Origin of the sequence: Kitasatospora sp. NPDC057595, from assembly GCF_042800875.1 — a bacterium.
GTDB lineage: Bacteria > Actinomycetota > Actinomycetes > Streptomycetales > Streptomycetaceae > Kitasatospora.
Genome location: NZ_JBHVGL010000015.1, coordinates 52333 through 75509, shown reverse-complemented (window position 1 = coordinate 75509; position 23177 = coordinate 52333). Strand labels below are relative to the sequence as shown.

At 73.1% G+C, this 23177-nt stretch carries 23 protein-coding genes and 1 pseudogene; 12 read left to right on the top strand and 12 right to left on the bottom strand.

Annotated elements, in window-relative coordinates; genetic code table 11:
* Positions 1 to 127: 127 nt before the first annotated feature.
* The 4 genes and pseudogenes from ACFU9E_RS22655 to cobU form a co-directional block, all read right to left on the bottom strand.
* Positions 128 to 1636, bottom strand: a complete 1509-nt coding sequence (locus ACFU9E_RS22655) for a leucyl aminopeptidase (protein WP_380684861.1) — start codon at positions 1634 to 1636, stop codon at positions 128 to 130.
* Between the two features lie 299 nt (positions 1637 to 1935).
* Positions 1936 to 2667, bottom strand: coding sequence for an adenosylcobinamide-GDP ribazoletransferase (locus tag ACFU9E_RS22650; protein ID WP_380684859.1), 732 nt, complete (start codon positions 2665 to 2667; stop codon positions 1936 to 1938).
* A 126-nt stretch (positions 2668 to 2793) separates the two neighbouring features.
* Positions 2794 to 3909: a nicotinate-nucleotide--dimethylbenzimidazole phosphoribosyltransferase gene (locus ACFU9E_RS22645; protein WP_380684858.1), complete on the bottom strand. Its 1116-nt coding sequence runs from the start codon at positions 3907 to 3909 to the stop codon at positions 2794 to 2796.
* A gap of 28 nt (positions 3910 to 3937) precedes the next feature.
* Positions 3938 to 4486: pseudogene (gene cobU / locus ACFU9E_RS22640) on the bottom strand (bifunctional adenosylcobinamide kinase/adenosylcobinamide-phosphate guanylyltransferase); the annotation flags it as partial.
* Positions 4487 to 4616: 130 nt separating this feature from the next.
* On the opposite strand from cobU, the gene ACFU9E_RS22635 reads away from it, so the two are divergent.
* Positions 4617 to 4820 carry a hypothetical protein gene (locus ACFU9E_RS22635; RefSeq protein ID WP_380684857.1) on the top strand — a complete coding sequence of 68 codons (204 nt, stop codon included), beginning with the start codon at positions 4617 to 4619 and terminating at the stop codon, positions 4818 to 4820.
* 39 nt (positions 4821 to 4859) lie between these two features.
* On the opposite strand, the gene ACFU9E_RS22630 is transcribed toward ACFU9E_RS22635, so the two are convergent.
* A complete protein-coding gene (locus tag ACFU9E_RS22630) occupies positions 4860 to 5555 on the bottom strand; it encodes a class I SAM-dependent methyltransferase (RefSeq protein WP_380684864.1) in 696 nt (231 codons plus the stop codon).
* Positions 5556 to 5797: 242 nt separating this feature from the next.
* A complete protein-coding gene (locus ACFU9E_RS22625) occupies positions 5798 to 6397 on the bottom strand; it encodes a DUF3043 domain-containing protein (RefSeq protein ID WP_355361831.1) in 600 nt (199 codons plus the stop codon).
* A gap of 300 nt (positions 6398 to 6697) precedes the next feature.
* Here ACFU9E_RS22625 and ACFU9E_RS22620 point away from each other — a divergent pair, with 300 nt between their 5' ends.
* Positions 6698 to 7507, top strand: coding sequence for a PspA/IM30 family protein (locus ACFU9E_RS22620; RefSeq protein WP_380684856.1), 810 nt, complete (start codon positions 6698 to 6700; stop codon positions 7505 to 7507).
* A 61-nt stretch (positions 7508 to 7568) separates the two neighbouring features.
* Positions 7569 to 7862: a hypothetical protein gene (locus tag ACFU9E_RS22615; RefSeq protein ID WP_380684855.1), complete on the top strand. Its 294-nt coding sequence runs from the start codon at positions 7569 to 7571 to the stop codon at positions 7860 to 7862.
* Positions 7863 to 7955: 93 nt separating this feature from the next.
* Here ACFU9E_RS22615 and nadA read toward each other — a convergent pair whose 3' ends face one another.
* Positions 7956 to 9140, bottom strand: a complete 1185-nt coding sequence (nadA, locus tag ACFU9E_RS22610) for a quinolinate synthase NadA (RefSeq protein WP_380688849.1) — start codon at positions 9138 to 9140, stop codon at positions 7956 to 7958.
* A gap of 201 nt (positions 9141 to 9341) precedes the next feature.
* Between nadA and ACFU9E_RS22605 the strand changes: the two genes are divergently transcribed.
* From ACFU9E_RS22605 to ACFU9E_RS22595, 3 genes are all read left to right on the top strand, one after another.
* Complete coding sequence (locus ACFU9E_RS22605) at positions 9342 to 10265, top strand: NADP-dependent oxidoreductase (protein WP_380688847.1); 924 nt, start codon at positions 9342 to 9344, stop codon at positions 10263 to 10265.
* 149 nt (positions 10266 to 10414) lie between these two features.
* Complete coding sequence (locus tag ACFU9E_RS22600; protein ID WP_380688845.1) at positions 10415 to 10879, top strand: Lrp/AsnC family transcriptional regulator; 465 nt, start codon at positions 10415 to 10417, stop codon at positions 10877 to 10879.
* Between the two features lie 195 nt (positions 10880 to 11074).
* Positions 11075 to 12442 carry a pyridoxal phosphate-dependent decarboxylase family protein gene (locus ACFU9E_RS22595; protein ID WP_380688843.1) on the top strand — a complete coding sequence of 456 codons (1368 nt, stop codon included), beginning with the start codon at positions 11075 to 11077 and terminating at the stop codon, positions 12440 to 12442.
* 97 nt (positions 12443 to 12539) lie between these two features.
* Here the strand turns inward: ACFU9E_RS22595 and ACFU9E_RS22590 are convergent, their stop codons facing one another.
* Positions 12540 to 13409 carry a GNAT family N-acetyltransferase gene (locus tag ACFU9E_RS22590; RefSeq protein WP_380690290.1) on the bottom strand — a complete coding sequence of 290 codons (870 nt, stop codon included), beginning with the start codon at positions 13407 to 13409 and terminating at the stop codon, positions 12540 to 12542.
* Positions 13410 to 13651: 242 nt separating this feature from the next.
* Here ACFU9E_RS22590 and erpA point away from each other — a divergent pair, with 242 nt between their 5' ends.
* Complete coding sequence (gene erpA / locus ACFU9E_RS22585) at positions 13652 to 14005, top strand: iron-sulfur cluster insertion protein ErpA (protein ID WP_355361817.1); 354 nt, start codon at positions 13652 to 13654, stop codon at positions 14003 to 14005.
* A gap of 132 nt (positions 14006 to 14137) precedes the next feature.
* Here the strand turns inward: erpA and ACFU9E_RS22580 are convergent, their stop codons facing one another.
* Together ACFU9E_RS22580 and ACFU9E_RS22575 are read right to left on the bottom strand one after the other, a co-directional pair.
* Positions 14138 to 14836: a hypothetical protein gene (locus ACFU9E_RS22580; protein ID WP_380687183.1), complete on the bottom strand. Its 699-nt coding sequence runs from the start codon at positions 14834 to 14836 to the stop codon at positions 14138 to 14140.
* Between the two features lie 110 nt (positions 14837 to 14946).
* On the bottom strand, positions 14947 to 15165 hold the full coding sequence (locus ACFU9E_RS22575; RefSeq protein ID WP_380687181.1) for a hypothetical protein: 219 nt from the start codon (positions 15163 to 15165) through the stop codon (positions 14947 to 14949).
* Positions 15166 to 15441: 276 nt separating this feature from the next.
* Between ACFU9E_RS22575 and ACFU9E_RS22570 the strand changes: the two genes are divergently transcribed.
* Positions 15442 to 16419, top strand: coding sequence for a carbohydrate kinase family protein (locus ACFU9E_RS22570; protein ID WP_380687179.1), 978 nt, complete (start codon positions 15442 to 15444; stop codon positions 16417 to 16419).
* Here the strand turns inward: ACFU9E_RS22570 and ACFU9E_RS22565 are convergent.
* Positions 16412 to 17884: a cysteine desulfurase/sulfurtransferase TusA family protein gene (locus ACFU9E_RS22565; protein WP_380687185.1), complete on the bottom strand. Its 1473-nt coding sequence runs from the start codon at positions 17882 to 17884 to the stop codon at positions 16412 to 16414. The genes ACFU9E_RS22570 and ACFU9E_RS22565 overlap by 8 nt on opposite strands.
* A gap of 335 nt (positions 17885 to 18219) precedes the next feature.
* On the opposite strand from ACFU9E_RS22565, the gene coxB reads away from it, so the two are divergent.
* The 4 genes from coxB to ACFU9E_RS22545 all read left to right on the top strand — a co-directional run bounded on the left by coxB (position 18220) and on the right by ACFU9E_RS22545 (position 22698).
* Entirely contained in the window at positions 18220 to 19074 is an 855-nt protein-coding gene (gene coxB / locus ACFU9E_RS22560; protein WP_380687177.1) for a cytochrome c oxidase subunit II, read from the top strand.
* Positions 19071 to 20846 (top strand): cytochrome c oxidase subunit I, encoded by a 1776-nt coding sequence (gene ctaD, locus ACFU9E_RS22555; protein ID WP_380687175.1) that lies wholly within the window; start codon positions 19071 to 19073, stop codon positions 20844 to 20846. The genes coxB and ctaD overlap by 4 nt, the downstream gene beginning before the upstream one ends.
* Positions 20846 to 21262 (top strand): cytochrome c oxidase subunit 4, encoded by a 417-nt coding sequence (locus ACFU9E_RS22550; protein ID WP_350549522.1) that lies wholly within the window; start codon positions 20846 to 20848, stop codon positions 21260 to 21262. The genes ctaD and ACFU9E_RS22550 overlap by 1 nt, the downstream gene beginning before the upstream one ends.
* 173 nt (positions 21263 to 21435) lie before the next feature.
* Positions 21436 to 22698, top strand: coding sequence for an Ig-like domain-containing protein (locus ACFU9E_RS22545; protein WP_380687306.1), 1263 nt, complete (start codon positions 21436 to 21438; stop codon positions 22696 to 22698).
* A gap of 9 nt (positions 22699 to 22707) precedes the next feature.
* On the opposite strand, the gene ACFU9E_RS22540 is transcribed toward ACFU9E_RS22545, so the two are convergent.
* Positions 22708 to 23091 carry a GntR family transcriptional regulator gene (locus tag ACFU9E_RS22540; RefSeq protein WP_380687304.1) on the bottom strand — a complete coding sequence of 128 codons (384 nt, stop codon included), beginning with the start codon at positions 23089 to 23091 and terminating at the stop codon, positions 22708 to 22710.
* Positions 23092 to 23177 lie beyond the last annotated feature (86 nt).

Below are 23177 nucleotides of genomic sequence, written 5' to 3'. Positions count from 1 at the left end.
GCCCGCAGCGAACAGAGGTGCGACGGCCGCCCCGTGTCCCCTACCGGCAGGTAACCCGCCCCGGAGAGCCGGACGGGGCCCGGCGCGGTGTGCGCACCGGACCCCGTCCGTCGGTCGTGCCGGGCCGTCAGGCCTTGCCGCCCGCCGCCTTCTGCTCGGCGAAGCGGACCAGGGTGCGCGCCGCGGAGGCGGTGCCGCCCTTGGGGGTGTAGCCGAACGGCGCGCCCTCGTGGAACGCCGGACCGGCGATGTCCAGGTGCGCCCAGTCGATGCCCTCGGCCACGAACTCCTTGAGGAACAGGCCGGCCACCAGGCCGCCGCCCATCCGCTCGCCCATGTTGGCCAGGTCGGCGACGGTCGACTCGGTCATGCCCTTGCGCAGCTCGGCCGGCAGCGGCATCGGCCAGGACTGCTCGCCCACCTCGCCGGCGACCGCGTGCAGGGTGTCGCGCAGCTCGTCGGCGTTGGCCATCACACCGAAGGTGCGGTTGCCCAGCGCCATCATCATCGCGCCGGTCAGGGTGGCGACGTCGACGATCACGTCCGGGTTCTCCTCGCCGGCGCGCACGATGGCGTCGGCCAGCACCAGGCGGCCCTCGGCGTCGGTGTTCAGCACCTCGACGGTCTTGCCGCCGTACATCCGCAGCACGTCGCCCGGGCGGGTGGCCGAGCCGGACGGCATGTTCTCCGCCAGCGCCAGCCAGGCGGTGACGTTGACCTGCAGGCCCAGACGCTTGGCGGAGACCACGGCGGCGAACACCGCGGCGGCGCCGGCCATGTCGCACTTCATGGTCTCGTTGTGGCCGGCCGGCTTCAGCGAGATGCCGCCCGAGTCGTAGGTGATGCCCTTGCCGACGAACGCCAGGGTGGCCTTGGCCTTCGGGTGGGTGTAGGCCACCTTCACCAGGCGCGGCGGGTTGACCGAGCCGTTGCCGACGCCCAGCAGGCCGCCGAAGCCGCCCTTGAGCAGCGCCTTCTCGTCCAGCACCTCGACCTTGAGGCCGTGCTCCTTGCCGGCCGCCTGGGCGAGCGCGGCGAAGGACTTCGGGTTCAGGTCGTTCGGGGCGGTGTTGACCAGGTCGCGGGCGCGGTTCATCTCCTCGCCGACGACCAGGGCGCGCTCGACCGCGGCCTTGGCGTCCTTGCTGCCCTTGCGGGTCGACAGCAGCACCAGCTCGCCGACCGGCTCCTTGCCGCCGTTGCCGTTGTTCTTGTAGGTGCCGAACGCGTAGGCGCCGAGCAGGGCACCCAGCGCGACCGCCTCGATCTCGTCGGCCGACTCGGCCGGCAGGGCCAGCGCGGCCTTCTTGGCACCGGCCAGGGCGCGGGCGGCCACACCGGCGGCGCGGCGCAGCGCCTCCAGCTCGTACCCGCCCTCGGCGGCGTCACCGAGACCGACCGCGAGCACGAGCGCGGCCTTGAGACCGGCCGGGGAGGGAACCTTGACGGTCTCGCCCTCGGCGCCGGTGGCGCCCAGCGTGCTGAGAACCTCGGTCAGCTTGCCCTCGAACGCCTCGGCCACGGCCTCGGCGCCGGGGGCCAGCACGATGCCCTTGGGGCCCTTCGCCACGCCGACCACCAGGGCGTCCGCGCGCAGCGAGGCGGCGGAGGAGGTGCTCACAGACAATGCAGTCACGTAAAACGTCCTGTTCTTTCGCGGTCCACGACCGGTCGCGGCGCGTGTGCCGCACCGGCGCAGCCCGGTCCGCCGGCCAGGCCGACCGGCCGGCGTCCGCCGGACCCGGGGCCCCTGGCTGCGCGCGCCCACCGCCGCGGCGGTCGCGCACACCAGAGGCCCCGGCGCCTCGACGTGCGCAGGACGGGCAGGACCTGCGGCGGTGCAGGGCTGCGGTGCTCCCCGCATGGTAGTCCGCATGCTGGGATCACGCGCCGCCCGGTGTACCGCCTTTCGGCGCAGGGGCTTTGGCGTCCCCTTCAGCGCAGCAGCGCGACTGCCAGCAGCGCACCGGTCGCGCCGGTCTCCGCCATCGCGCCGAGCACGTCCCCGGTGATCCCGCCGAACCGCCGCACACAGCGCCGCAGCAGCAGCCAGGATCCGCCGAGGCCCAGCGCAACGGCCGTCGGCAGCACGGCCGCTGACCATCCGTCAATTGCTCCGGCGAGGGCGAGCAGCGCCGCCGCCGCACCCGTCGAGAGGACGGCCGCACCCGGCGTCACCGTGCTCGCCACCATCGCGCCCAGCCCGCCCGGCCGGGCCGCCGGCACCGACCGCAGACACCCCCAGGCGAGCGCGCACCGCGCGGCCACCGCCGCCGCGAGCACCGCGAGCGCACCGCGCAGCGGGGAGACGGCGAACTGCCCGGCCAGCGCCGCGACCTGCGCCAGCAGCACCAGGACGAGGGTGAGCACGCCGAACGGGCCGATGTCCGACTGCTTCATGATCCGCAAGGCGTCCTCGGCGGGCTTCCCGCTGCCCAGGCCGTCCGCGACGTCCGCGAGCCCGTCCAGGTGCAGCCCCCGGGTCAGCGCCGCAAGCACCCCGACCGCCGCCACCGCCCCGAGCGGCCCGCCCGCCCGCCAGGCGACCAGGGCCCCCGTACCTGCGGCGAGCGCCCCCAGCACCACCCCGACCACCGGAGCGAGCACCATCGCCCGCCCGCCGGCCTCCCGGTCCCACCGCTCGACCCGCACCCGCAGCACCGACAAGGTCCCGAACGCGAACCGCAACCCGTCCCGCAACCCGTCCCGCACACCGACCACCCACCGACCACTCGGAACAGCCGAAGGGCCCGGACCCGTCGTCACCGACCGGACCCGGGCCCCCGACCCGTCCTACAGCTTCCCCAGCAGCTCCGCCGCCGTCGGCAGCCGCGCCGGCTCCTTCGGCGCCGCCGACACGAACACCTCCGGCACCTCCTCGGCCAGCGTGTCCGCCGCGGCCTGGAGCAGCGGCAGCGCCATCAGCGCGCCGACCCCCTCGCCCATCGTGATGCCCTGCTCCTGCAGCGGTGTCAGCGTCAGCCGGTCGTAGGCCTTCGCCTGCGCCGGCTCGCCGCTGGTCTGCCCGGCCCGCCACCACTCCGGCGCCCGGAACGCGATCCGCTGCGCGACCAGCGCACACGCCGCCGAGACCACGCCGTCCAGCACCACCGGCAGCTTGCGCACCGCGGCCTGCAGCAGGAACCCGGTGATCGCCGCGAAGTCCGCCCCGCCGGTGGCCCCGAGCAGCGCCAGCTGGTCGCCCAGCACCGGGCGGGCCCGGCGCAGCGAGTCCCGCACGGTCGCGCACTTGACCATCCACACCCGGTCGTCGATGCCCGAGCCGCGCCCGGTGACCGCCGCCGCGTCCGTCCCGCAGAGCGCGCCGATCAGCACCGCCGCCACCGTGGTCGCGCCGACCCCGAGGTCGCCCAGCACCACCAGGTCGGTCCCGGCGTCGGCCTCCTCGTCGGCCACCGCCATGCCGGCCCGGAACGCCTTGGCGGTCTCCTCGGGGCTCAGCGCGTCCTCGACGTCGATCCGCCCGGAGCCGCGCCGCACCCGGTGCTCGGTGACCTCGCCGGGGAAGCCGGCGGCGTCGGCGTCGACCGCGACGTCCACCACCCGCACCCCGGCGCCGAAGCGGCGGGCGAGCAGTGCGACCGGCGCGGTGCCGTCGAGCACGGCGCGCACCCGCGCCGCCGTACCGCCCTGCGCGGGCAGCCGGGACACCCCGAGGCGGGCCACCCCGTGGTCGGCGGCGAACAGCACCACCTTGGGCGCCGACAGCGGCCGCACCGGGGAGCGCCCCTGCACGGACGACAGCCAGGCGCCCAGCTCCTCCAGCTTGCCGAGGCCGTTGCGAGGCCGGTCCAGCTCCTGCCACCGCTCCTCGGCGGCGCGCCGGGCGCTCTCGTCGGGGCGCTCGACGAGCGAGGAGAACGTATCGAGATCCACGGTCGTGTCCATCGTCCGGAAGGCTACACGCCGCCGTCGTTCAGTCGGCGGCGGGCTTGACGGTGAGAACCTGCCCCGCGACCACCAGCAGCACACGCTCGGAGGCGTCGGCGATCGCCATGTTGAGCCGGCCCAGGGTGTCGCGGAACCGGCGGCCGGCCGCGGTGGCCGGGACGACGCCCATGCCGACCTCGTTGCTGACCGCCACCGCCTGCCGCCGGGTGCCGGCCCAGGCCCGGGCCAGCGCCGCGCAGCGCCGCTGCACCGCGGCCTCGCCGCCGTCCGCCCAGACCGCGTCGTCCCAGGCACCGCACTCGTCCATGACGGCGGTGAGCCACAGCGCCAGGCAGTCGACCAGCACCGGCGCCGGGTCGGCGGGGTCGGCCAGGACCGCCTCCAGGTCGCAGGTCTCGGCGGTGCGCCAGCTCGCCGGCCGCCGCTCCCGGTGCAGCGCGACCCGCTGCGCCCACTCGGCGTCGCCGTCCCGGGTACCGCCGGTGGCGACGTACAGCACGTCCTCGTGGCGGGCGAGCAGCTGCTCGGCCCTGGTGGACTTGCCGGACCGGGCGCCGCCGAGCAGCAGGGTGCGGGGGAGTGGGGCGTCGGATGTCATGCGCCCCATCCTCGCGCACCGCGCATAGCGAAGATCCGGCCGGGCAACCTGAGGGCTTAGGGTGCGCACACAGCGCATCGCTGATCGTCGGCGGGAGGAGCCGGGCATGGTCTGGACGTGGCGGTACGAGAAGGCGGACGGCGCCGTGGTGGCCCCGGACAGCGGCCAGGCGGAGGAGTTCGCCGGCCAGGGGGACGCGGAGACCTGGATCGGGGAGAACTGGAAGCAGCTGGCCGAGGACGGCGTGGACCGCGCGCTGCTGCTGGACGACGGCCGCGAGGTCTACACGATGAGCCTGCACGAGGACTGAGCCGTCGGGGGTGGCCCCGGAGCCGGGCCGGCTCCGGGGCTACTTCATGCCGACGACGTGCAGCAGCGCGGCGACCTGCCGGTACGGGTCGGTGCGCCCGCCCCGCTCCTCGGCCTCCAGCAGCTGGGCGAGCTGCCGGCCGTCGACCGGCGCCGCGTCGTCGGGGGCGTGGTCGGTGAAGACCCGCACGCCGTACCAGTGCCGCAGCGGCACGGACACCTCGGAGAGGGTCACGGCGAGGTCGGCGATCCGGTCGGCGCGGGCCGCCAGCCCGAGCCGGTTGTAGTACCGGTCGCTCTCGAAGGCCTCCAGGGCGGCGCGCCAGTCACCGGCGGCCGCGGGCCGCAGGGCGAGCGCGTCGCGGTTGCGCACCACCAGGGAGAGCAGTCCGCCGGGGGCGAGCAGCCGGGCCAACGAGGCGATCATCGGATCGGGGTCCGGCAGGTACATCAGCACGCCGTGGCAGAGCACGACGTCGAAGCTGCGCGCCCCGAACCAGCGCCCGCACTGGTGGCCGTCGCCGATCAGCAGCTGGACCCGCTCCCGCACCGCCTCGGGCTCCTCGGCGAGCGCGCCCTGGGCGGCGCCGAGCGCGGCCGGGTCGGAGTCGATGCCGGTGACGTAGTGCCCGGCCCGGGCCAGCCGCAGCGCCTGGGTGCCCTGGCCGCAGCCGATGTCGAGGACGCGCTGCGCGTCGCGGCCGGTCAGCTGCTCGGCGAGCTGCCGGGCGACCATCTCCTGCCGGACGAGGTTGCGCAGCGAACCGGGCCGCCCGGGGGACGGGCCGGCACCGGCGAAGGAGCCGCTGCGCGAGGGCAGCCGCCGCTCGTACCCGGTCAGCTCGTACCCGCCGCGGTCGTGGCCGGCGCGCTCCTGGGCGAACCGGTCGTGGCCGCCGCCGCCCTGGCCGGGGAGCGCGTAGAGGCCGGGCCCGTCCCAGACGGGAGGGGCCCAGCCGGAGTCCACCGGTTCGGCGGTCAGGGCTTCTCCCCGCGCCGCACCTGCGGCTTGGGCAGTCGCAGCCGGCGCATCTGCAGGATGCGCATCAGGCCGTAGGCGACCGCGCCACGGGTGTTCTGCCCGGCGAAGCGCTCGGCGAGCTGCTTGCGCAGGCCGAAGCCGAGCCGGACGAAGTCCAGCACCACCAGGACGAAGAAGAGCAGGAACAGCAGCGTGGAGAGCAGCTGGAGGGCCGGCACCTTGACGATGCTGAGCACCAGGATCACGACCGCGGCCGGCAGGAAGAACTCGGCCAGCGACCAGCGGGCGTCCACGTAGTCGCGGGTGAACTTGCGCACCGGGCCCTTGTCGCGGGCCGGGAGGTGGCGCTCGTCGCCCTCCAGCAGCGCGGTGCGCTGCTTCTCGCGCTCGGCACGCATCCGCTCGCGGGCCTGGCGGGTGGCCTCCTTGCGGTCCTTGGGCACGTTCACCCTGGTCCGCCGGTTGGCCTCGGCCTCACTGCGCTTGGGCGTGGGGCGGCCCTTCTTCGCCTGCGGGTCGCGGGGCTGGGTCGTCTCGTCCTGCTTCTCCAGCACGGCGGCGGAGGCAGCGGCATCATCTGAACGGCGTCGGAACACACCACCAGCGTACGGGGTGCGGGACGGCTTCCTCCGGTCCCCCGGGAACCAAACGCATATCGATCGCGTCCCGGGCGGCCGGCCCCGGGTTTCCCCGGGGTTCCCCGTAGGGGATCACTCCGCTGACCGGCGGGTGGTACGAGAACGGGATCCACCCCGCGGAGGAGGCTTTACGGGACCGACCTGTAGCACTCTTGTTGCAGGCAGGTGCACTGCGGCGACGGGCTCGCTGCACATACACTCGTCGTGTCTGGTAACGAGATAGAGACCGCAGGCCGGAGAAGGGGGCACCCGAGGCCCATGAGCGACGGAATCATGAAGCGTATGGGGCTGATCTTCCGCTCCAAGGCGAACAAGGCCCTGGACCGGGCGGAAGACCCGCGTGAGACGCTGGATTATTCGTACCAGAAGCAGCTGGAGCTGCTGCAGAAGGTACGTCGTGGCGTCGCGGACGTGGCCACCTCGCGCAAGCGCCTGGAGCTGCAGCTGACCCAGCTGCAGCAGCAGTCGTCGAAGTACGAGGACCAGGGACGCAAGGCGCTCTCGCTCGGCCGGGAGGACCTCGCCCGCGAGGCCCTGACCCGCAAGGCGAACATGCAGTCCCAGATCAACGACCTGCAGGTGCAGTACCAGCAGCTCCAGGCCGAGGAGGAGAAGCTCACGCTCGCCTCCCAGCGGCTGCAGGCCAAGGTCGACGCCTTCCGCACCAAGAAGGAGACCATCAAGGCCACCTACACCGCGGCCCAGGCGCAGACCCGGATCGCCGAGTCCTTCTCCGGGATCTCGGAGGAGATGGGCGACGTCGGTCTCGCGATCCAGCGGGCCGAGGACAAGACCGCGCAGATGCAGGCCCGGGCCGGCGCGATCGACGAGCTGCTGGCCTCCGGCGCGCTCGACGACGCCAGCGGTCTCGGCCGCAAGGACGACATCGAGGCCGAGCTGGAGCGGGTGGCCGGCGGTTCCGACGTCGAGCTGGAGCTGGCCCGCATGAAGGCCGAGCTGACCGGCGGCTCCCCGGCCTCCGGCCCGCAGGCGATCGAGCAGGGCCGCCCGCAGGACGCCGCGCCGCAGCAGCAGCAGGACACCCCGCGGATCAACTACAACAAGTGACCTGAGCTCCACCGAGGAGCAGCTCCGGGAGACATCCCCCAGGAACAGGGAGACGCACGGCATGATCATGAGGGTCATGGGTGAGGGGCAGTTCGAGGTGGGCGAGGCCCACCTCAACCGGCTCAACGAGCTCGACGAGGAGCTCCTCGCCGCACTGGATTCGGGGGACGAGGAACACTTCCGCCGGGCGCTCGGTGAGCTGCTGGGCGCCGTGAAGAAGTTCGGCACCCCGCTGCCGGACGACTCGCTGGAGCCGTCCGACCTGATCCTGCCGGATGCCGAGGCCTCCATCGAGGAGGTCCGGGTGCTGCTGCGCGACGAGGGCGACGGTCTCATCCCGGGCGTTCCCGAGTAGCCGCCGTCTCGGCCAGACACAGGGGCGGGCCCCCTCCCACCGGGAGGGGGCCCGCCCTTCGTCCGTGCCGCGCGAGCGGCGGACCGCCCCGCGTTACGGCAGGGCCAGCATCCGGTCCAGCGCCGCCTTGGCGTGCTTCTCGGTCTCCGGGTCGACGGTGATCACGTTCGGCACCCGGCCCTCGACCAGCGACTCCAGCGCCCACACCAGGTGCGGCAGGTCGATCCGGTTCATGGTGGAGCAGAAGCAGACCGCCCGGTCCAGGAAGACGATCTCCTTGTCCGGGTGGGCCTTGGCGAGCCGGCGGACCAGGTTCAGCTCGGTGCCGATGGCCCACTTGGAGCCGGGCTCGGCGGCGTCCAGCGCCTTGATGATGTACTCGGTCGAGCCCACCATGTCCGCGGCCGCGACGACCTCGTGCCGGCACTCCGGGTGCACCAGGACGTTGACGCCGGGGATCCGCTCGCGCACGTCGTTCACCGACTCCAGGGTGAACCGGCCGTGCACCGAGCAGTGGCCGCGCCAGAGGATCATCCTGGCGTCCCGCAGCTGCTCGGCGGTCAGGCCGCCGTTCGGCTTGTGCGGGTTGTAGACGACGCAGTCGTCCAGCGAGAAGCCCATGTCGCGCACCGCGGTGTTGCGGCCGAGGTGCTGGTCGGGCAGGAAGAGCACCTTCTGCCCCTGCTCGAACGCCCACTCCAGCGCCCGCTTGGCGTTGGAGGAGGTGCAGATGGTGCCGCCGTGCCGGCCGGTGAAGGCCTTGATGTCGGCGGAGGAGTTCATGTACGAGACCGGGACGGTGACGTCGGCTATGCCGGCGTCGGTCAGTACGTCCCAGCACTCGGCGACCTGCTCGGCGGTGGCCATGTCGGCCATCGAACAGCCGGCCGCGAGGTCCGGCAGGACGACCCGCTGGTCGTCGCCGGTGAGGATGTCGGCCGACTCGGCCATGAAGTGCACACCGCAGAAGACGATGTACTCGGCCTCCGGGCGGGCCGCCGCGTCGCGGGCGAGCTTGAAGGAGTCGCCGGTGACGTCGGCGAACTCGATCACCTCGTCGCGCTGGTAGTGGTGGCCCAGGATGAAGACGCGGTCGCCGAGCGCGGCCTTGGCCGCCCGGGCGCGCTCGACGAGGTCCGGGTCGGAGGCCGGCGGGAGGTCGCCGGGGCACTCGACGCCGCGCTCGCTGTTCGGGTCGGCCTCGCGGCCGAGCAGCAGCAGAGCGAGCGGCGTCGGAGTGGGGTCGACGCCGTAGGTCTCGGTGATGGTGGTGGTCACGGGCGGGCGCCCTTCTGTGCGGCCGATCAAGCGGTGCAGCCTTTTCGTCTATCTGACGCAATCTATGATAACCGGTTAGCGTCAGAGTGACGATGGCCATCCTGTCGATGTGACGAGAACCGCTCGCCGGTTCGGAGCCTTCCCGGGCGCTCGCGGCGTGGCCGAAACGGGATCCCGGTCCGTCCGGGTTTCGCTGGTGGCATGAAGGCAATCGCGATCCACCGCTACGGCGGCCCCGAGGTGGTCGAGTACACCGACCTGCCCGACCCGAAGGTCGGTCCCGACTCGGTCCTGGTGCAGGTCAGGGCGGCCGGGGTGAACCCGGTCGACTGGAAGGTGCGGGAGGGCCGGCTGGACGGCCTGCTCGACGCGCACTTCCCGCTGGTGATGGGCTGGGACGCGGCGGGGGTGGTCCGCGCGGTCGGCGGCGGGGTCACCGAGTTCGCCCCCGGTGACGAGGTCTACGGCTACCTGCGCAAGGACGCCGTCGAGCACGGCACCTACGCCGAGCTGGTCGCAGCGCCGGTCCGCACCCTGGCCCGCAGACCGGCCGCGCTGGACTGGGCACAGGCCGGCGGGCTGCCGCTGGCCGGGCTGACCGCCCTCCAGGCGCTGCGGGCGGTGGGCGTCGGCGCCGGGGACACCGTCCTGGTGCACGCCGCCGCGGGCGGGGTCGGCCACCTGGCCGTCCAGCTCGCCAGGGCCTTCGGGGCCCGGGTGATCGGGACCGCCGGCGAGCGCAACCACGACTACCTGCGCTCCCTCGGGGCCGAGCCGGTCCGGCACGGCGAAGGCCTGGCCGACCGGGTCCGGGCGCTCGCCCCGGAGGGCGTGGACGCCGCGCTGGACCTGGTCGGCGGCGACGCCGTCGAGGTCTCGGCCGCCCTGGTCGCCGACCCCTCCCGGATCGCCTCGGTCGCCGACTTCGGGGTCAGGGCGCGCGGTGGCCGGTACGTCTGGGTCCGTCCGGACGCCGCCGGGCTGGCCGAGCTGGCCGCGCTCGCCGACGAGGGGCGGCTGACCGTGACCGTCGCCTCCACCTTCCCGCTCGCCCAGGCCGCCTCGGCCCAGGCGCTCAGCGCGGAGGGCCGCACCCGGGGCAAGATCGTCCTGCTCGTGGACTGACGCCTCCGGGGCGCGCGGACACCCCGCGTCATCCGTCAGCGGTGCTCTCACTCCTGACATCAGCCAGAATGGTTGCCGAACCGTTTCGGCGGGCCGCCGTCGCCCCGCCGCCGTTCCCGACGCCGCACGACCCGTGGAGCCCCGCACCGATGAGCAGCAGCCGAGCGCACGAGCTGGTCGGGGCCTCCCTGGACGAGACCGACCGCCTCCTCCTCGCCCGGCTGGCCGGGGACGGCCGCGCCTCCTACGCGGAGATCGGCCTCCAGGTGAACCTCTCCGCCACCGCCGTCCGCCGCCGCATCGACCGGCTGCGGGCGCGCGGGGTGGTCCGCGGCTTCACCGTGGTGCTCGACCCCTCGGTGCTCGGCTGGCAGACCGAGGCCTTCGTCGAGGTCTACTGCCGCGAGCGGACCGCCCCCGAGGAGATCCTCGCCAGCCTGCGCCAGTTCCCCGAGGTGGTCGCCGCCTGGACGGTCACCGGCGACCCGGACGCGCTGGTCCACCTGCGGGCCGCCGACATGCGGCACCTGGAGGCCGTCATCGAGCGGATCCGCCGCGAGCCGGGCGTCCAGCGCAGCCGCTCCTCCGTCGTCCTCTCCCAGCTCATCGGCTGATCGGCCGGCCGCGTCCGGGGCCGGCGCAGGAATCCTGCGCGCGGCCCGTCGAAGACGCCCGAAAGCTGCCCGACCGGCCGCGTTCCGACGCGCGGACCGGGCCCGTCGCTGCCTACGCTGATCATGTCCGGCCGTGCGGTGCCAACCCCCCGCGCCGCCGGACCCCCCGACACCCCACAGCCGAGAGGGACACCCGTGTCCGCAGCCCCCGACCGCATGCACCGGCCCGACAGCGACCTGGTCGACCTGGTTTTCGACTACATGCGCGAGCGGCTGCAGTACGACCCCGTCCCGCTCGACCACCCCGGTGACGGCGAGCACCTGCGCGCCCAGCTGTCCGGCCTGCTCAACCAGGACGGCAACAACCCGGCCGACGTGCTCAAGCTCTACGACCACGAGCTCTCCCGCGCGGTGATCTCCGCCGACAGCCCGCGCTACCTGTCCTTCATCCCGTGCGCCCCCACCAAGGCCGCGCTGCTCTTCGACATGGTCGTCTCCTGCGCCTCGCTCCAGGGCATCTCCTGGCTGGAGGCGGCCGGCGCGATCGCCGCCGAGAACCAGGTGCTGCGCCTGATAGCGGACCGAGCGGGCCTGCCGGAGTCGGCCGGCGGCACCTTCGTCTCCGGCGGCTCGGCCGGCAACCTCTCCGCGCTGGTGGTCGCCCGCGACACCGCCCGCCGCCGCCTGGGCGTCGGCCCGGAGGCCCGGCTGCGGGTCGCCGTCGCCGACCAGGTGCACTCCTCGGTCAAGAACACCTTCAACATCATCGGTGTCGAGGCGTTCAAGGTACCGACCGTGAACCGCCGCTTCACCGGCGAGGCGCTGCGCGCCGCGCTGGCCGCCGACCCGAACCCGGAGACGGTGATCGCCGTCGTCGGCACCGCCGGCACCACCAACGAGGGCATCGTCGACGACCTCCTGGGCCTGGGCGAGGTGGCCCGTGAGCGCGGGCTCTGGTTCCACGTGGACGGCGCCTACGGCGGCGCGGGCCTGTTCGCCCCCTCCGTCCGGGAGCGCTACAACGGCATCGAGCTCGCCGACTCCTTCGTCGTCGACCCGCACAAGTGGCTCTTCGCGCCGTTCGACTGCGCCGCGCTGATCTACCGCAACCCCCAGCTCGCCCGCGCCGTGCACACCCAGGACGCCTCCTACCTGGACGTCCTGCACACCGAGGGCGACGAGTGGAACCCCACCGACTACGCCTACCACCTGACCCGGCGCGCCCGCGGCCTGCCGCTCTGGTTCTCGCTCGCCGTGCACGGCGTCCAGGCCTACACCGACGCCATCGAGGCCGGCCTCACGCTCGCCCGGGAGACCGCGCAGCTGATCCGCGACACCGACCACCTGGAGCTGCTGTTCGACCCGCAGCTCTCCGCGGTCTGCTTCAAGCGCACGGGCTGGACCAACGACGACTACTACCGCTGGTCGCAGCAGCTGCTCGCGGACCAGATCGGCTTCGTCACCCCCACCGGCTGGGACGGCGAGACCGTCGCCCGCTTCGCCTTCCTGCACCCCGGCACCACCATGGAGATGGTCGGGGAGATCCTCGACACCATGGTGTGACGCACACCCGACGCGCACACGCGCGCACCGACGGACCCCCGCCGGGCCCCGGCCCGGCGGGGGTCCGTCCGTTCCCGCCGCAGCTCCAGGACAAGCCCTACAGCAGCCCGCCGTTCGGCACGTACGGCATCGGCGGGCGCATCCCGCGCAGGCCCACGAAGCCGCGGGTCTCCACCGTCAGGCCCACTTCGAGACCGACGTCCAGGGCCCACTCCTGCTCCGCGGTCAGCGCCTCCACCAGGGCCTCCACCCCCTCCGGCACCCGGGCCAGCGCCTCGCGCAGCAGCCGGGTGGCGATGCGCTTGGAGGTGGCCGCCAGCAGCTTCACCTCGCCGCCGTCGCGGTAGCAGTAGCCGCTGCCCGCCAGCGCGTCCGCGATCAGCAGCTCCTCGCTGTGGGCGAGCAGCAGCTCGTGGTCCGGGCCGTGCGCGGAGCCGCGCAGCCGGCGGTCCACCGAGTCCAGCAGGTGCCGGTGGGTGACGTTCCCCGGGTGCACCGGGATGTCCCCGGGGTCGACCAGCCCGGACCGGTCCACCCGCCCGGTCAGCCGCATCGCCGGGTACAGCGTGAAGCCGGCCAGCCGGTAGCGGCGCACCGCGGCGGGCGACGGCGAGGCGCACAGCATGCCGCGCAGACAGCCGCGCCCGTACACGAGGGCCCGGTCCAGCAGCAGCCGGCCCACCCCCTTGCCCTGGACGTGGGGCAGCACCACCAGCAGCGCCAGCACCCAGACGCCCTCGCGGCGCAGCGAGAGCACCGCGCCGACCGGCTCGCCGTCGAGTTCGGCGAGCCAGCAGCCCTGCGGATCGGTGCGCGCCAGGTGTCTCGTCCGGGCCAGCTGGTAGACGGCCGGCCGGGGCGGCTCGGTGGCGGGCGGGGCGTCGGGGAGGGAGGCGAACGCTGCACGGGCGACGTACTGGACCACCTCCGCGTCGGCGGCGGTGTCCTGGATCGGGCGCAGGATCATGCCCACCATCCTGGCCGTCCGGGCGCCGCCGCGTGGCCCGTTCACCCGGATCGGCCCCATCGGGCGGTGACCGGGGTCCGCCGGTGTGCGAGCATGGGGAGCGTATGGGGAGCGGGTGCACGCCCGGCCCACGGAATCACGCCGCCACGAATCCTCCGAAAACACCGCCGTCCGGGAAATGAATCCGGGCGACCGTCGGTTGGCACTGGCGGCAGACCGTCGTCAAGACCGGGAGAAAGCAGATGACCGTCCAGGACGAGACCACTGTCGAGAGTGGCATCCTCCTCACCGATGCCGCCGCGGGCAAGGTCAAGGCCCTGCTGGAGCAGGAAGGCCGGGAGGACCTCGCGCTGCGGGTCGCCGTCCAGCCCGGTGGCTGCTCCGGCCTGCGTTACCAGCTGTTCTTCGACGAGCGCTCGCTCGACGGCGACGTGGTCAAGGACTTCAACGGCGTCAAGGTCGTCACGGACCGCATGAGCGCCCCGTACCTGGGCGGCGCCACGGTGGACTTCGTGGACACCATCGAGAAGCAGGGCTTCACGATCGACAACCCGAACGCCACCGGCTCCTGCGCCTGCGGCGACTCGTTCAGCTAATGGCCTGACGCGAAGGCGGCCCCGGATGCCCGGGGCCGCCTTCGTCGTGTCCGGGCACCGGTCGTGCCGGCCATGCCGGTCACACCGGTCATTCCGATCACACTGGCCGTGCCGGTCACGCCGGTCGTACCGTCACGGGGCGCCCGGGATGTCCGGGACCACCGGGTCGGGGCCGATCTTCGGGTCCGCCTCCAGCGGCACCTCCTGCCCGGTCGCCAGATCGGTCACCGTCCGGCCCCGCAGCGGCTCCTTCAGGTCGGCCGTCACCGTCTGCCGCTGGGCCACCGCGATGCAGTCCTGCCCGGCGGGCACCGGCGCCGCCGTGGTCACCCGGATGTCCACCCGGCCCGGCTTGGACTCGTCCGCCTTGAGCGCGTACTTCTGGCAGACCCCGCCGTAGAACCAGACCGTCAGACGGTTGCCGTCCGACCGGTAGGTGATCGCGGGGTGCACCGGCGAGCCGGTCCCGGAGCCGTTCGGCGCCGGTTCGCCCACCGCGATGCCGTTGCCGCCCGCACCCGGGGGAGTGGGCGCCGGGGTCGGGGTCAGCGCCGGGCCCGTGCCGGCCGGCCGCGGGTCCGGGGCGGTGGCCGAGGGGTCGGACGGCGGCGTGGTCACCGGAGCCGGCGCGGTCGCGGCGCCGTCGGTGGCCGGGCCGGGAGAGGCGGACGCGCTCGCCGCCGCCGGCTCCGCGGTGGCGGACGCCGCCCCCGATCCCGCCTTCGCCGCGCCGCCGCATCCGGCCAGGACGGTGGCCGCCGCCAGCGCCAGGCCCGCCAGTGCCGTCGCGCGCACCCGGCCGGGGCGCCGGGGCATGGTCTCCAGATCCATCTGCACATCCTCCCGAGGGTTCAGCGGTGCGCCGTGCCGGCCGCACCGCGCGGATGTGACGTGCCCCGGGCGATTCCGGTTCCCGTGCGCCTCCCCGGGCCGGGGCGGGCTCAGGGTCCGTACTCGGGCATCCCCGCGACCAGCCGCTGGGCCCCGGCGGGGACCCGGAAGCCGGACCCGACCGGCGCGCTGTCCTGCCGGCCGGCCGCCAGCAGCGGCCAGAACCGCCGCAGCCGGCGCGAGGAGTCCACCAGCGCGTCCAGCGACTCGCCGTCCGCGTCGCCGCGCAGGGCGGGCTGAACCCGCAGCGGGTGGTGACTGGGCATCATCGGCCATCACTTCCGATCCACCGGTGCCGCGGCAGCGTCGCCGCGGGCCTGGGCAGGGCCGAAACGGCCCCTTCCTGCCGACCCTAGGCCGGGCGGACCGGAGCCCACCAGAGCTACCGCGGGGTAGTACACCTTCGGGGACGGCGGGTGACAGCGGACGGGGGAGCGGTACCCGCTGTCTTGCTGGTGCCCCGTCCCCGCCGGGTACCGTGGGTGGGTTGCACCGCCGTTCCACCCCGCTGTCCCATGGCCCCGCCGCCATCCTGAGGAGACCCCGTGCGTATCGCCGTCGCCGGCTCGATCGCGACCGACCACCTGATGACCTTCCCCGGCCGGTTCGCCGACCAGCTGGTCGCCGAGCAGCTGCACACCGTGTCGCTGTCCTTCCTGGTCGACACCCTGGACATCCGCCGCGGCGGCGTCGCGCCGAACATCGCCTTCGGCATGGGCGTCCTGGGCCTGCGCCCGGTCCTGGTCGGCGCGGCCGGCGCGGACTTCGCGGAGTACCGCAGCTGGCTGGAGCGCAACAACGTGGACTGCCGCTCCGTCCACATCTCCGAGACCCGCCACACCGCGCGCTTCATGTGCACCACGGACGAGGACCACAACCAGATCGCCTCGTTCTACACCGGTGCCATGGCCGAGGCCCGCAACATCGAGCTCAAGCCGATCGCCGACCGCATCGGCGGCCTGGACCTGGTGCTGATCGGCGCCGACGACCCGCAGGCGATGGTCCGCCACACCCAGGAGTGCCGCACCCGCGGCTACGCCTTCGCCGCCGACCCGTCCCAGCAGCTGGCCCGCCTCGACGGCCACGACATCCGCCAGATCGTCGACGGCGCCGCGTACCTCTTCACCAACGAGTACGAGGCCGCGCTGATCGAGTCCAAGACCGGCTGGGACTCCGAGGAGATCCTCACCCGGGTCGGCACCCGGATCACCACCCTGGGCAGCAAGGGCGTCCGGATCGACCGCAAGGGCGAGGCCCCGGTGGTGGTCGGCTGCGCCCCCGAGACCGCCAAGGTGGACCCGACCGGTGTCGGCGACGCCTTCCGCGCCGGCTTCCTGGCCGGCCTCTCCTGGGACCTGGAGCTGGAGCGCTCCGCCCAGATCGGCTGCATGCTCGCCACCCTGGTGATCGAGACCGTCGGCACCCAGGAGTACGAGCTGCGCCCGCACGACTTCCTGCAGCGCTTCACCGCCGCCTACGGCGACGAGGCCGGCGCCGAGGTCCGCGCGCACCTGGTCAACTGACCCGCCGCACCAGATAGGCCGACCCCCGGTCGCCGCCGTACTCGGCGGCCGGGGCCTCGCCCAGGTACTCCTGGCCGCGCATCCCGCACCAGGCGGGGACGTCCAGCCGGGCCGCCTCGTCGTCGGCCAGCACCGCGACCGTCCCGCCCACCGGCACCTCGCCGATCCGCTTCGCCAGCTCGATCACCGGCAGCGGGCACCGCTTGCCCAGCGCGTCGAGCACCAGCAGCCGCCCGGCGATTCGCCCGCTCGCCTCCGGGCGCTCCGACCCGGCGTCCTCCCCGGAGTCCTTCCCGGCGGCCGAGGGCGGTGCCAGGTCCAGCCCCAGCGGCGCGCGGACGCCCGCCACCACCTCCGGCAGGACGGCCAGGAACCGCTCGACGTCCGCCTCGGCGGTGCCGAACGGCAGCGAGACCCGGACATTGCCCTCGGTGAGCACGCCCATCGCCGCCAGCACATGGCTCGGGGTCAGCGTGGAGGAGGTGCACGAGGAGCCGGAGGAGACGGCGAACCCGGCCCGGTCCAGCTCGCCCAGCAGCACCTCGCCGTCCACGTACAGACAGGAGAAGGTGACGAGGTGCGGCAGCCGCCGCACCGGGTCGCCGACCACCTCGACCTCGGGCACCAGCCGCGGCACCCGGGCCCGGATCCGCTCGACGAGCTCGTGCAGCCGGGCGTTCTCCCGCTCCGCCTCGGCCCGCACCGCCCGCAGCGAGGCCGCCGCCGCGACGATCGCCGGCACGTTGACGAACCCCGGCACCCGGCCGCCCTCACGCTCGTCGGCGGGCAGCGGCGAGGCGTACCGCACGCCCTTGCGCACCGCCAGCACCCCGACCCCGGCGGGCCCGCCCCACTTGTGCGCGCTGGCGGCCAGCAGCGACCAGCCGGCCGGCACGTCCATCCGCCCGGCGCTCTGCGCCGCGTCCACCAGCAGCGGCACCTCCCCGCAGCGCGCGGCCGTCTCGGCGACCGGCTGCACGGTGCCCACCTCGTGGTTGGCGGACTGCAGCACGGCGAGCGCGGTGTCCGGCCGCAGGGCGGCCGCGAACTCCGCCGGGTCGACCCGGCCCTGCTGGTCCACCGGCACCGCGGTGACCTCGCCGCCCGCCGCCTGGTGCCGCTCCGCGGTGTGCAGCACGCTGGAGTGCTCGACGGCGGAGTGCACCAGGTGCCGCCCGCGCCGGCGGTTGCCGTGCAGCGCGCCCAGCATGCCGAGCTGGACGGACTGGGTGCCGCTGGCGGTGAAGGAGATCTCGTCGGCCCGGCAGCCGAGCACCTCGGCCACGGTCTCCCGGGCCGCGTCCAGCAGCATCCGGGCCTGTCGCCCGGAGCGGTAGAGCCGGGCGGGGTCGGCCCACCCCTCGTCGAGGGCGGCGGTCAGCGCCTGCCGGGCGACGGGGTGGAGCGGTGCGGTGGAGGCCACATCGAAGTACACGGTCACATTTAACGACACTCCCGGGTGCATTCCGGGCTTCGGCGGTGGCTCACCGGTCGTCAGTCGATCACCCCGAATGTCCGAATCGTCCGCGTCCGACGGGGCGTCACTCGTGTTGTCCGAGGTCATCCCCCGATCGGGCGTACGGACCCCGAATGCCTAGGATGACCTGCGGCGCAGCCCCTGCCGGGCCTGATCGGGTGCTCGGGCGGCGCGTTACCGGGACCTGCCCGTCAGCAGCGCATAAGGCTGGAGTAGGGTTTGGCCCGCATAAGCATTCAAACCGTGCCCGTGGACGGGTCGCCGAGGAGGGGAAACCTCCCCGGGGCGACGCGAAGGCGGGCGAGACTTCGGGAAGGCGCTACGTGAGTCCCAACGGCTCCGACCGCTCGCCGCGGCGCACGATGCGGCGGAAGCTGCCTCAGGCGCTGGCACTGGGCCTCGTCATCGCGACCGCCACCGGCTGCTCGGCCAACGACCTCCCCAGGCTTGGCCTCCCGAGCCCCGTCACCAAGGAAGGGCCGATGGTCCTCCACATGTGGCAGGGCTCCTGGATCGCGGCGCTGGTGGTCGGCGTACTGATGTGGGGTCTGATCATCTGGAGCGTGATCTTCCACCGGCGCAGCCGCACCGGCGTGCAGATCCCCCCGCAGACCCGGTACAACGTGCCCATCGAGGCGCTCTACACCGCGGTCCCGATCATCATCGTGTCGGTCCTCTTCTACTTCGTCGCCCGCGACGAGTCGAAGCTGACCGCCGTCTCCGAGAAGCCGCAGCACACCGTCAACGTGGTGGGCTTCCAGTGGAGCTGGGCGTTCAACTACGAGAACACCGAGAACCCGGACCCGGCCAACGAGCAGGCCGCGTACGAGGTGGGTACCCCCGGCGAGCCGCCGACGCTGTACCTGCCGGTCGACGAGACGGTGCAGTTCCGCCTCACCTCTCGTGACGTGATCCACGACTTCTGGCCCATCAACTTCATGATGAAGATGGACGTCGTGCCGGGCGTGGTCAACAAGTTCGAGGTCACCCCGACCGTCAAGGGTGAGTACATGGGCAAGTGCGCCGAGCTCTGCGGCGTCGACCACTCGCGCATGCTGTTCAACGTGAAGGTCGTCGACCGTGCCGAGTACGACCAGCACCTGAAGGACCTGCGGGCCAAGGGTCAGACCGGCGCGGTGCCCTCCGGCATCACGACCATGGGAAGTGAAGAGAAGTGACCATCCTCAACGAGCCCGCCGCGGCCGGCGGGGGCGCCGGGGCCGTCACGGTCGGGGCGCAGCGGACCCGGAAGCCGGGTTCCACCATCATCAAGTGGCTCACCACCACTGACCACAAGACGATCGGCACCCTGTACCTGGGGACGTCGTTCGCCTTCTTCCTGATCGGCGGCATCCTCGCGCTGGTCATGCGCGCCGAGCTGGCTCGTCCCGGGACCCAGATCCTGTCGAACGAGCAGTTCAACCAGGCGTTCACGATGCACGGCACGGTCATGCTGCTGATGTTCGCGACGCCGCTGTTCGCCGGTTTCGCGAACTGGATCATGCCGCTGCAGATCGGCGCGCCGGACGTCGCCTTCCCGCGTCTGAACATGTTCGCCTACTGGCTGTACCTGTTCGGCTCGCTGATCGCCGTCGCCGGCTTCCTCACCCCGCAGGGCGCCGCCGACTTCGGCTGGTTCGCCTACGCGCCGCTGTCGGACGCGGTCCGCTCGCCGGGCATCGGCGCCGACATGTGGATCATGGGTCTGGCCTTCTCCGGCTTCGGCACCATCCTCGGTGCGGTCAACTTCATCACCACGATCATCTGCATGCGGGCCCCCGGCCTGACGATGTTCCGGATGTCGATCTTCACCTGGAACGTCCTGCTGACCGCGGTGCTGATCCTGCTGGCCTTCCCGGTGCTGGCCGCCGCGCTGTTCGCCCTGGAGGCGGACCGCAAGTTCGGGGCGCACGTCTTCGATCCGGCCAACGGCGGTGCGCTGCTCTGGCAGCACCTGTTCTGGTTCTTCGGCCATCCCGAGGTGTACATCATCGCGCTGCCGTTCTTCGGCATCGTGTCGGAGATCATCCCGGTCTTCAGCCGCAAGCCGATGTTCGGCTACTCCGGCCTGATCGCGGCCACCATCGCGATCGCCGGTCTGTCGGTGACGGTGTGGGCCCACCACATGTACGTCACCGGCCAGGTGCTGCTGCCGTTCTTCTCCTTCATGACGTTCCTCATCGCCGTCCCGACCGGTGTGAAGTTCTTCAACTGGGTCGGCACCATGTGGAAGGGCTCGCTCAGCTTCGAGACCCCGATGCTGTGGACCGTCGGCTTCCTGGTCACCTTCCTCTTCGGTGGTCTGACCGGTGTGCTGCTGGCCTCCCCGCCGATCGACTTCCACGTCTCGGACTCGTACTTCGTCGTCGCCCACTTCCACTACGTGGTCTTCGGCACCGTCGTCTTCGCGATGTTCGCCGGCTTCCACTTCTGGTGGCCGAAGATGACCGGCAAGATGCTGGACGAGCGCCTCGGCAAGATCACCTTCTGGACGCTGTTCTTCGGCTTCCACACGACCTTCCTGGTGCAGCACTGGCTCGGCGCGGAGGGCATGCCCCGCCGCTACGCCGACTACCTGGCCGCCGACGGGTTCACCACCCTGAACACCGTCTCGACCATCGGCTCGTTCCTGCTCGGTCTGTCGATCCTGCCGTTCCTCTACAACGTCTGGAAGACCGCCAAGTACGGCGAGAAGATCGAGGTCGACGACCCGTGGGGCTACGGCCGCTCGCTGGAGTGGGCGACCTCCTGCCCGCCGCCGCGGCACAACTTCCTCACCCTGCCCCGGATCCGCTCCGAATCCCCGGCCTTCGACCTCCACTACCCGGAGATCGCCGCGCTGGACTACCTGGAGAACCACGGCGAGCCGGCCAAGCACCTCGCCGGTGTGACCCCGGCGAAGTACGACGCGCCGCAGCTGGGCAAGGGCAAGAAGGAGGGTGACGTCTGATGAAGGAACAGGGCAAGATCTTCCTGGGCCTGTCGGTCTTCGTGCTGGCCATGGCGATCACCTACGGCCTGTGGACCAACAGCTCCGACCACGGCATCGAGGCGGCCGGCACCACCGCGCTGTTCCTCGCCTTCGGTCTGTGCGCCTTCATCGGCTACTACCTCGCCTTCACCGCCCGCCGGGTGGACAGCGGCGCGGGTGACAACCCCGAGGCCGAGGTCGCGGACGACTCCGGCGAGCTGGGCTTCTTCGCCCCGCACAGCTGGCAGCCGCTCTCGCTCGCGATCGGCGGCGCGCTCGCCTTCCTCGGCGTGATCTTCGGCTGGTGGCTGATGTTCTGGTCGCTCCCGATCATCCTGATCGGCCTGTTCGGCTGGGTCTTCGAGTTCTACCGGGGCGAGAACCAGAACCAGTAGGCACTGGCTCCCCCTCGCACAGGGCCGGGCATCCCGCACGGGATGCCCGGCCCTGTTGCGTCCCCGGAGTGACGGCCTCACCCTGCCGGCCCAACGGCGCCCCGTTCGGATGTCGCTCCGCCGGAGGCGGTTCCTACGATCTGACCAATCGTGCGAAACCCCGGGAGGCGGTCATGGCCGACAGACGCGCAGTCGCGGGTCTCGGTGGCATCACCCTGGCCCTCGCCGTACTGGTCCCGCTGGCGGGCTGCACCGCCGGCGGTGGCGAGGACGTCGCCGAGGCGGTCCGCAAGGTCGACGCCGCCGCGCTGGTGCACCTGTCCGCCACCGACCGGGCGGACCCCTCCCAGCCGGTCACGGTGACCGCCGAGGCGGGCAGCCGGCTGACCGACGTCACCGTGGTCGGCCCGGACGGGCGGGTGGTCGCCGGGCGGCTCTCGGACGACCAGCGCAGCTGGCAGACCACCGGCCGGCTCAAGGCCGGCACCTCCTACAGCGTGCGGATCGCCGCCGACGACGGCCGCGGCGGCCGCGGCGAGACCACCGCAGGCTTCTCCACCCTGGCCGCCCAGCACCTGCTGACCGCCAAGCTCGGCCCGGACTCCTCCGGCAGCGGCGTCTACGGCGTGGGCCAGCCGCTCACCGTCCAGCTCTCCGAGGCCGTCAAGGACCCGCAGGCCCGCCAGGAGGTGGAGCGCGCGCTGACGGTGACCTCGCAGCCCGCCGTCACCGGCGGCTGGTACTGGGTGGACGACAAGAACCTGCACTTCCGCCCCGAGGAGTACTGGCCCACCGGCACCACCGTCAGCCTGGCCTTCGAGGGCACCGGCAGCCGGATCTCCGACGGCCTGTACGGCGGCGACCGCGCCGCCCTGGCGCTGCGGATCGGCGAGCGGGTCGAGACCGTGGTGGACGCCGCCGCGCACGAACTCACCCTCAAGCGGGACGGCCGGCCGGTGCGGACGATCCCGGTGACCACCGGCAAGCCCGGCTTCGACACCCGCAACGGCGTCAAGGTGGTGCTCGGCCAGGAGCGCAAGGTCCGGATGAGCGGCGAGACCATCGGCATAGCGGCCGGCAGCCAGGAGTCCTACGACCTCGACGTCGAGTGGGCCACCCGGGTCACCTGGAGCGGCGAGTACGTGCACGCCGCGCCCTGGTCGGTGGGCTCCCAGGGGGTGGAGAACGTCAGCCACGGCTGTACCGGGATGAGCACCGAGAACGCCCACTGGTTCTACCAGAACACCAGGGTGGGGGACCTGGTGACGGTGGTGAACAGCGCGGGCAAGTCGATGGAGCCGTTCGGCAACGGCTTCGGCGACTGGAACATCGCCTGGACCGACTGGGCCAAGCACAGCGCCCTCGGCGGACCCGTCAGCACCACCGCCCCGGTCACCCGGGCGCCCGCCACCGGGATGATCGCCCCGCAGCTCTGAGCGGCCCGCTCAGCCCGCCGCGGCGTCGTCCCCGTACGCCACCCGCAGCGCGCCGTCCACGGCGCCCAGGGCGTCCGCCAGCGGCAGTCCGAGCCGCCGGACCCGCTCGGCGTACTCGGCGGCCGCCGCTGCGGCCAGTCGGTGCGCGGAGTCGCCGACCGCGGCGATCAGGGTGCCGCGCCGGCCGTGCGTCTCCACCACCCCGTCGGCCTCCAGCTCGCGGTAGGCGCGGGCGACCGTCCCGGCGGCCAGCCCGAGCCGCTCGGCCAGCGCGCGGACGGTGGGCAGCCGCAGACCGGTGGCCAGCTCGCCGCCGCGGGCCTGCTCGGCGATCTGGGCGCGGATCTGCTCGTACGGGGGAGTGGCGGAGGCGGGGTCGACGGACAGCTGCACGGTGGACTCCTGGCGTTCGCTGCGGACGGGGGACACGGATGCGGGGGGACGCGGGTACGGCAAAGCCCGAGGGCCGCCGACCAGAA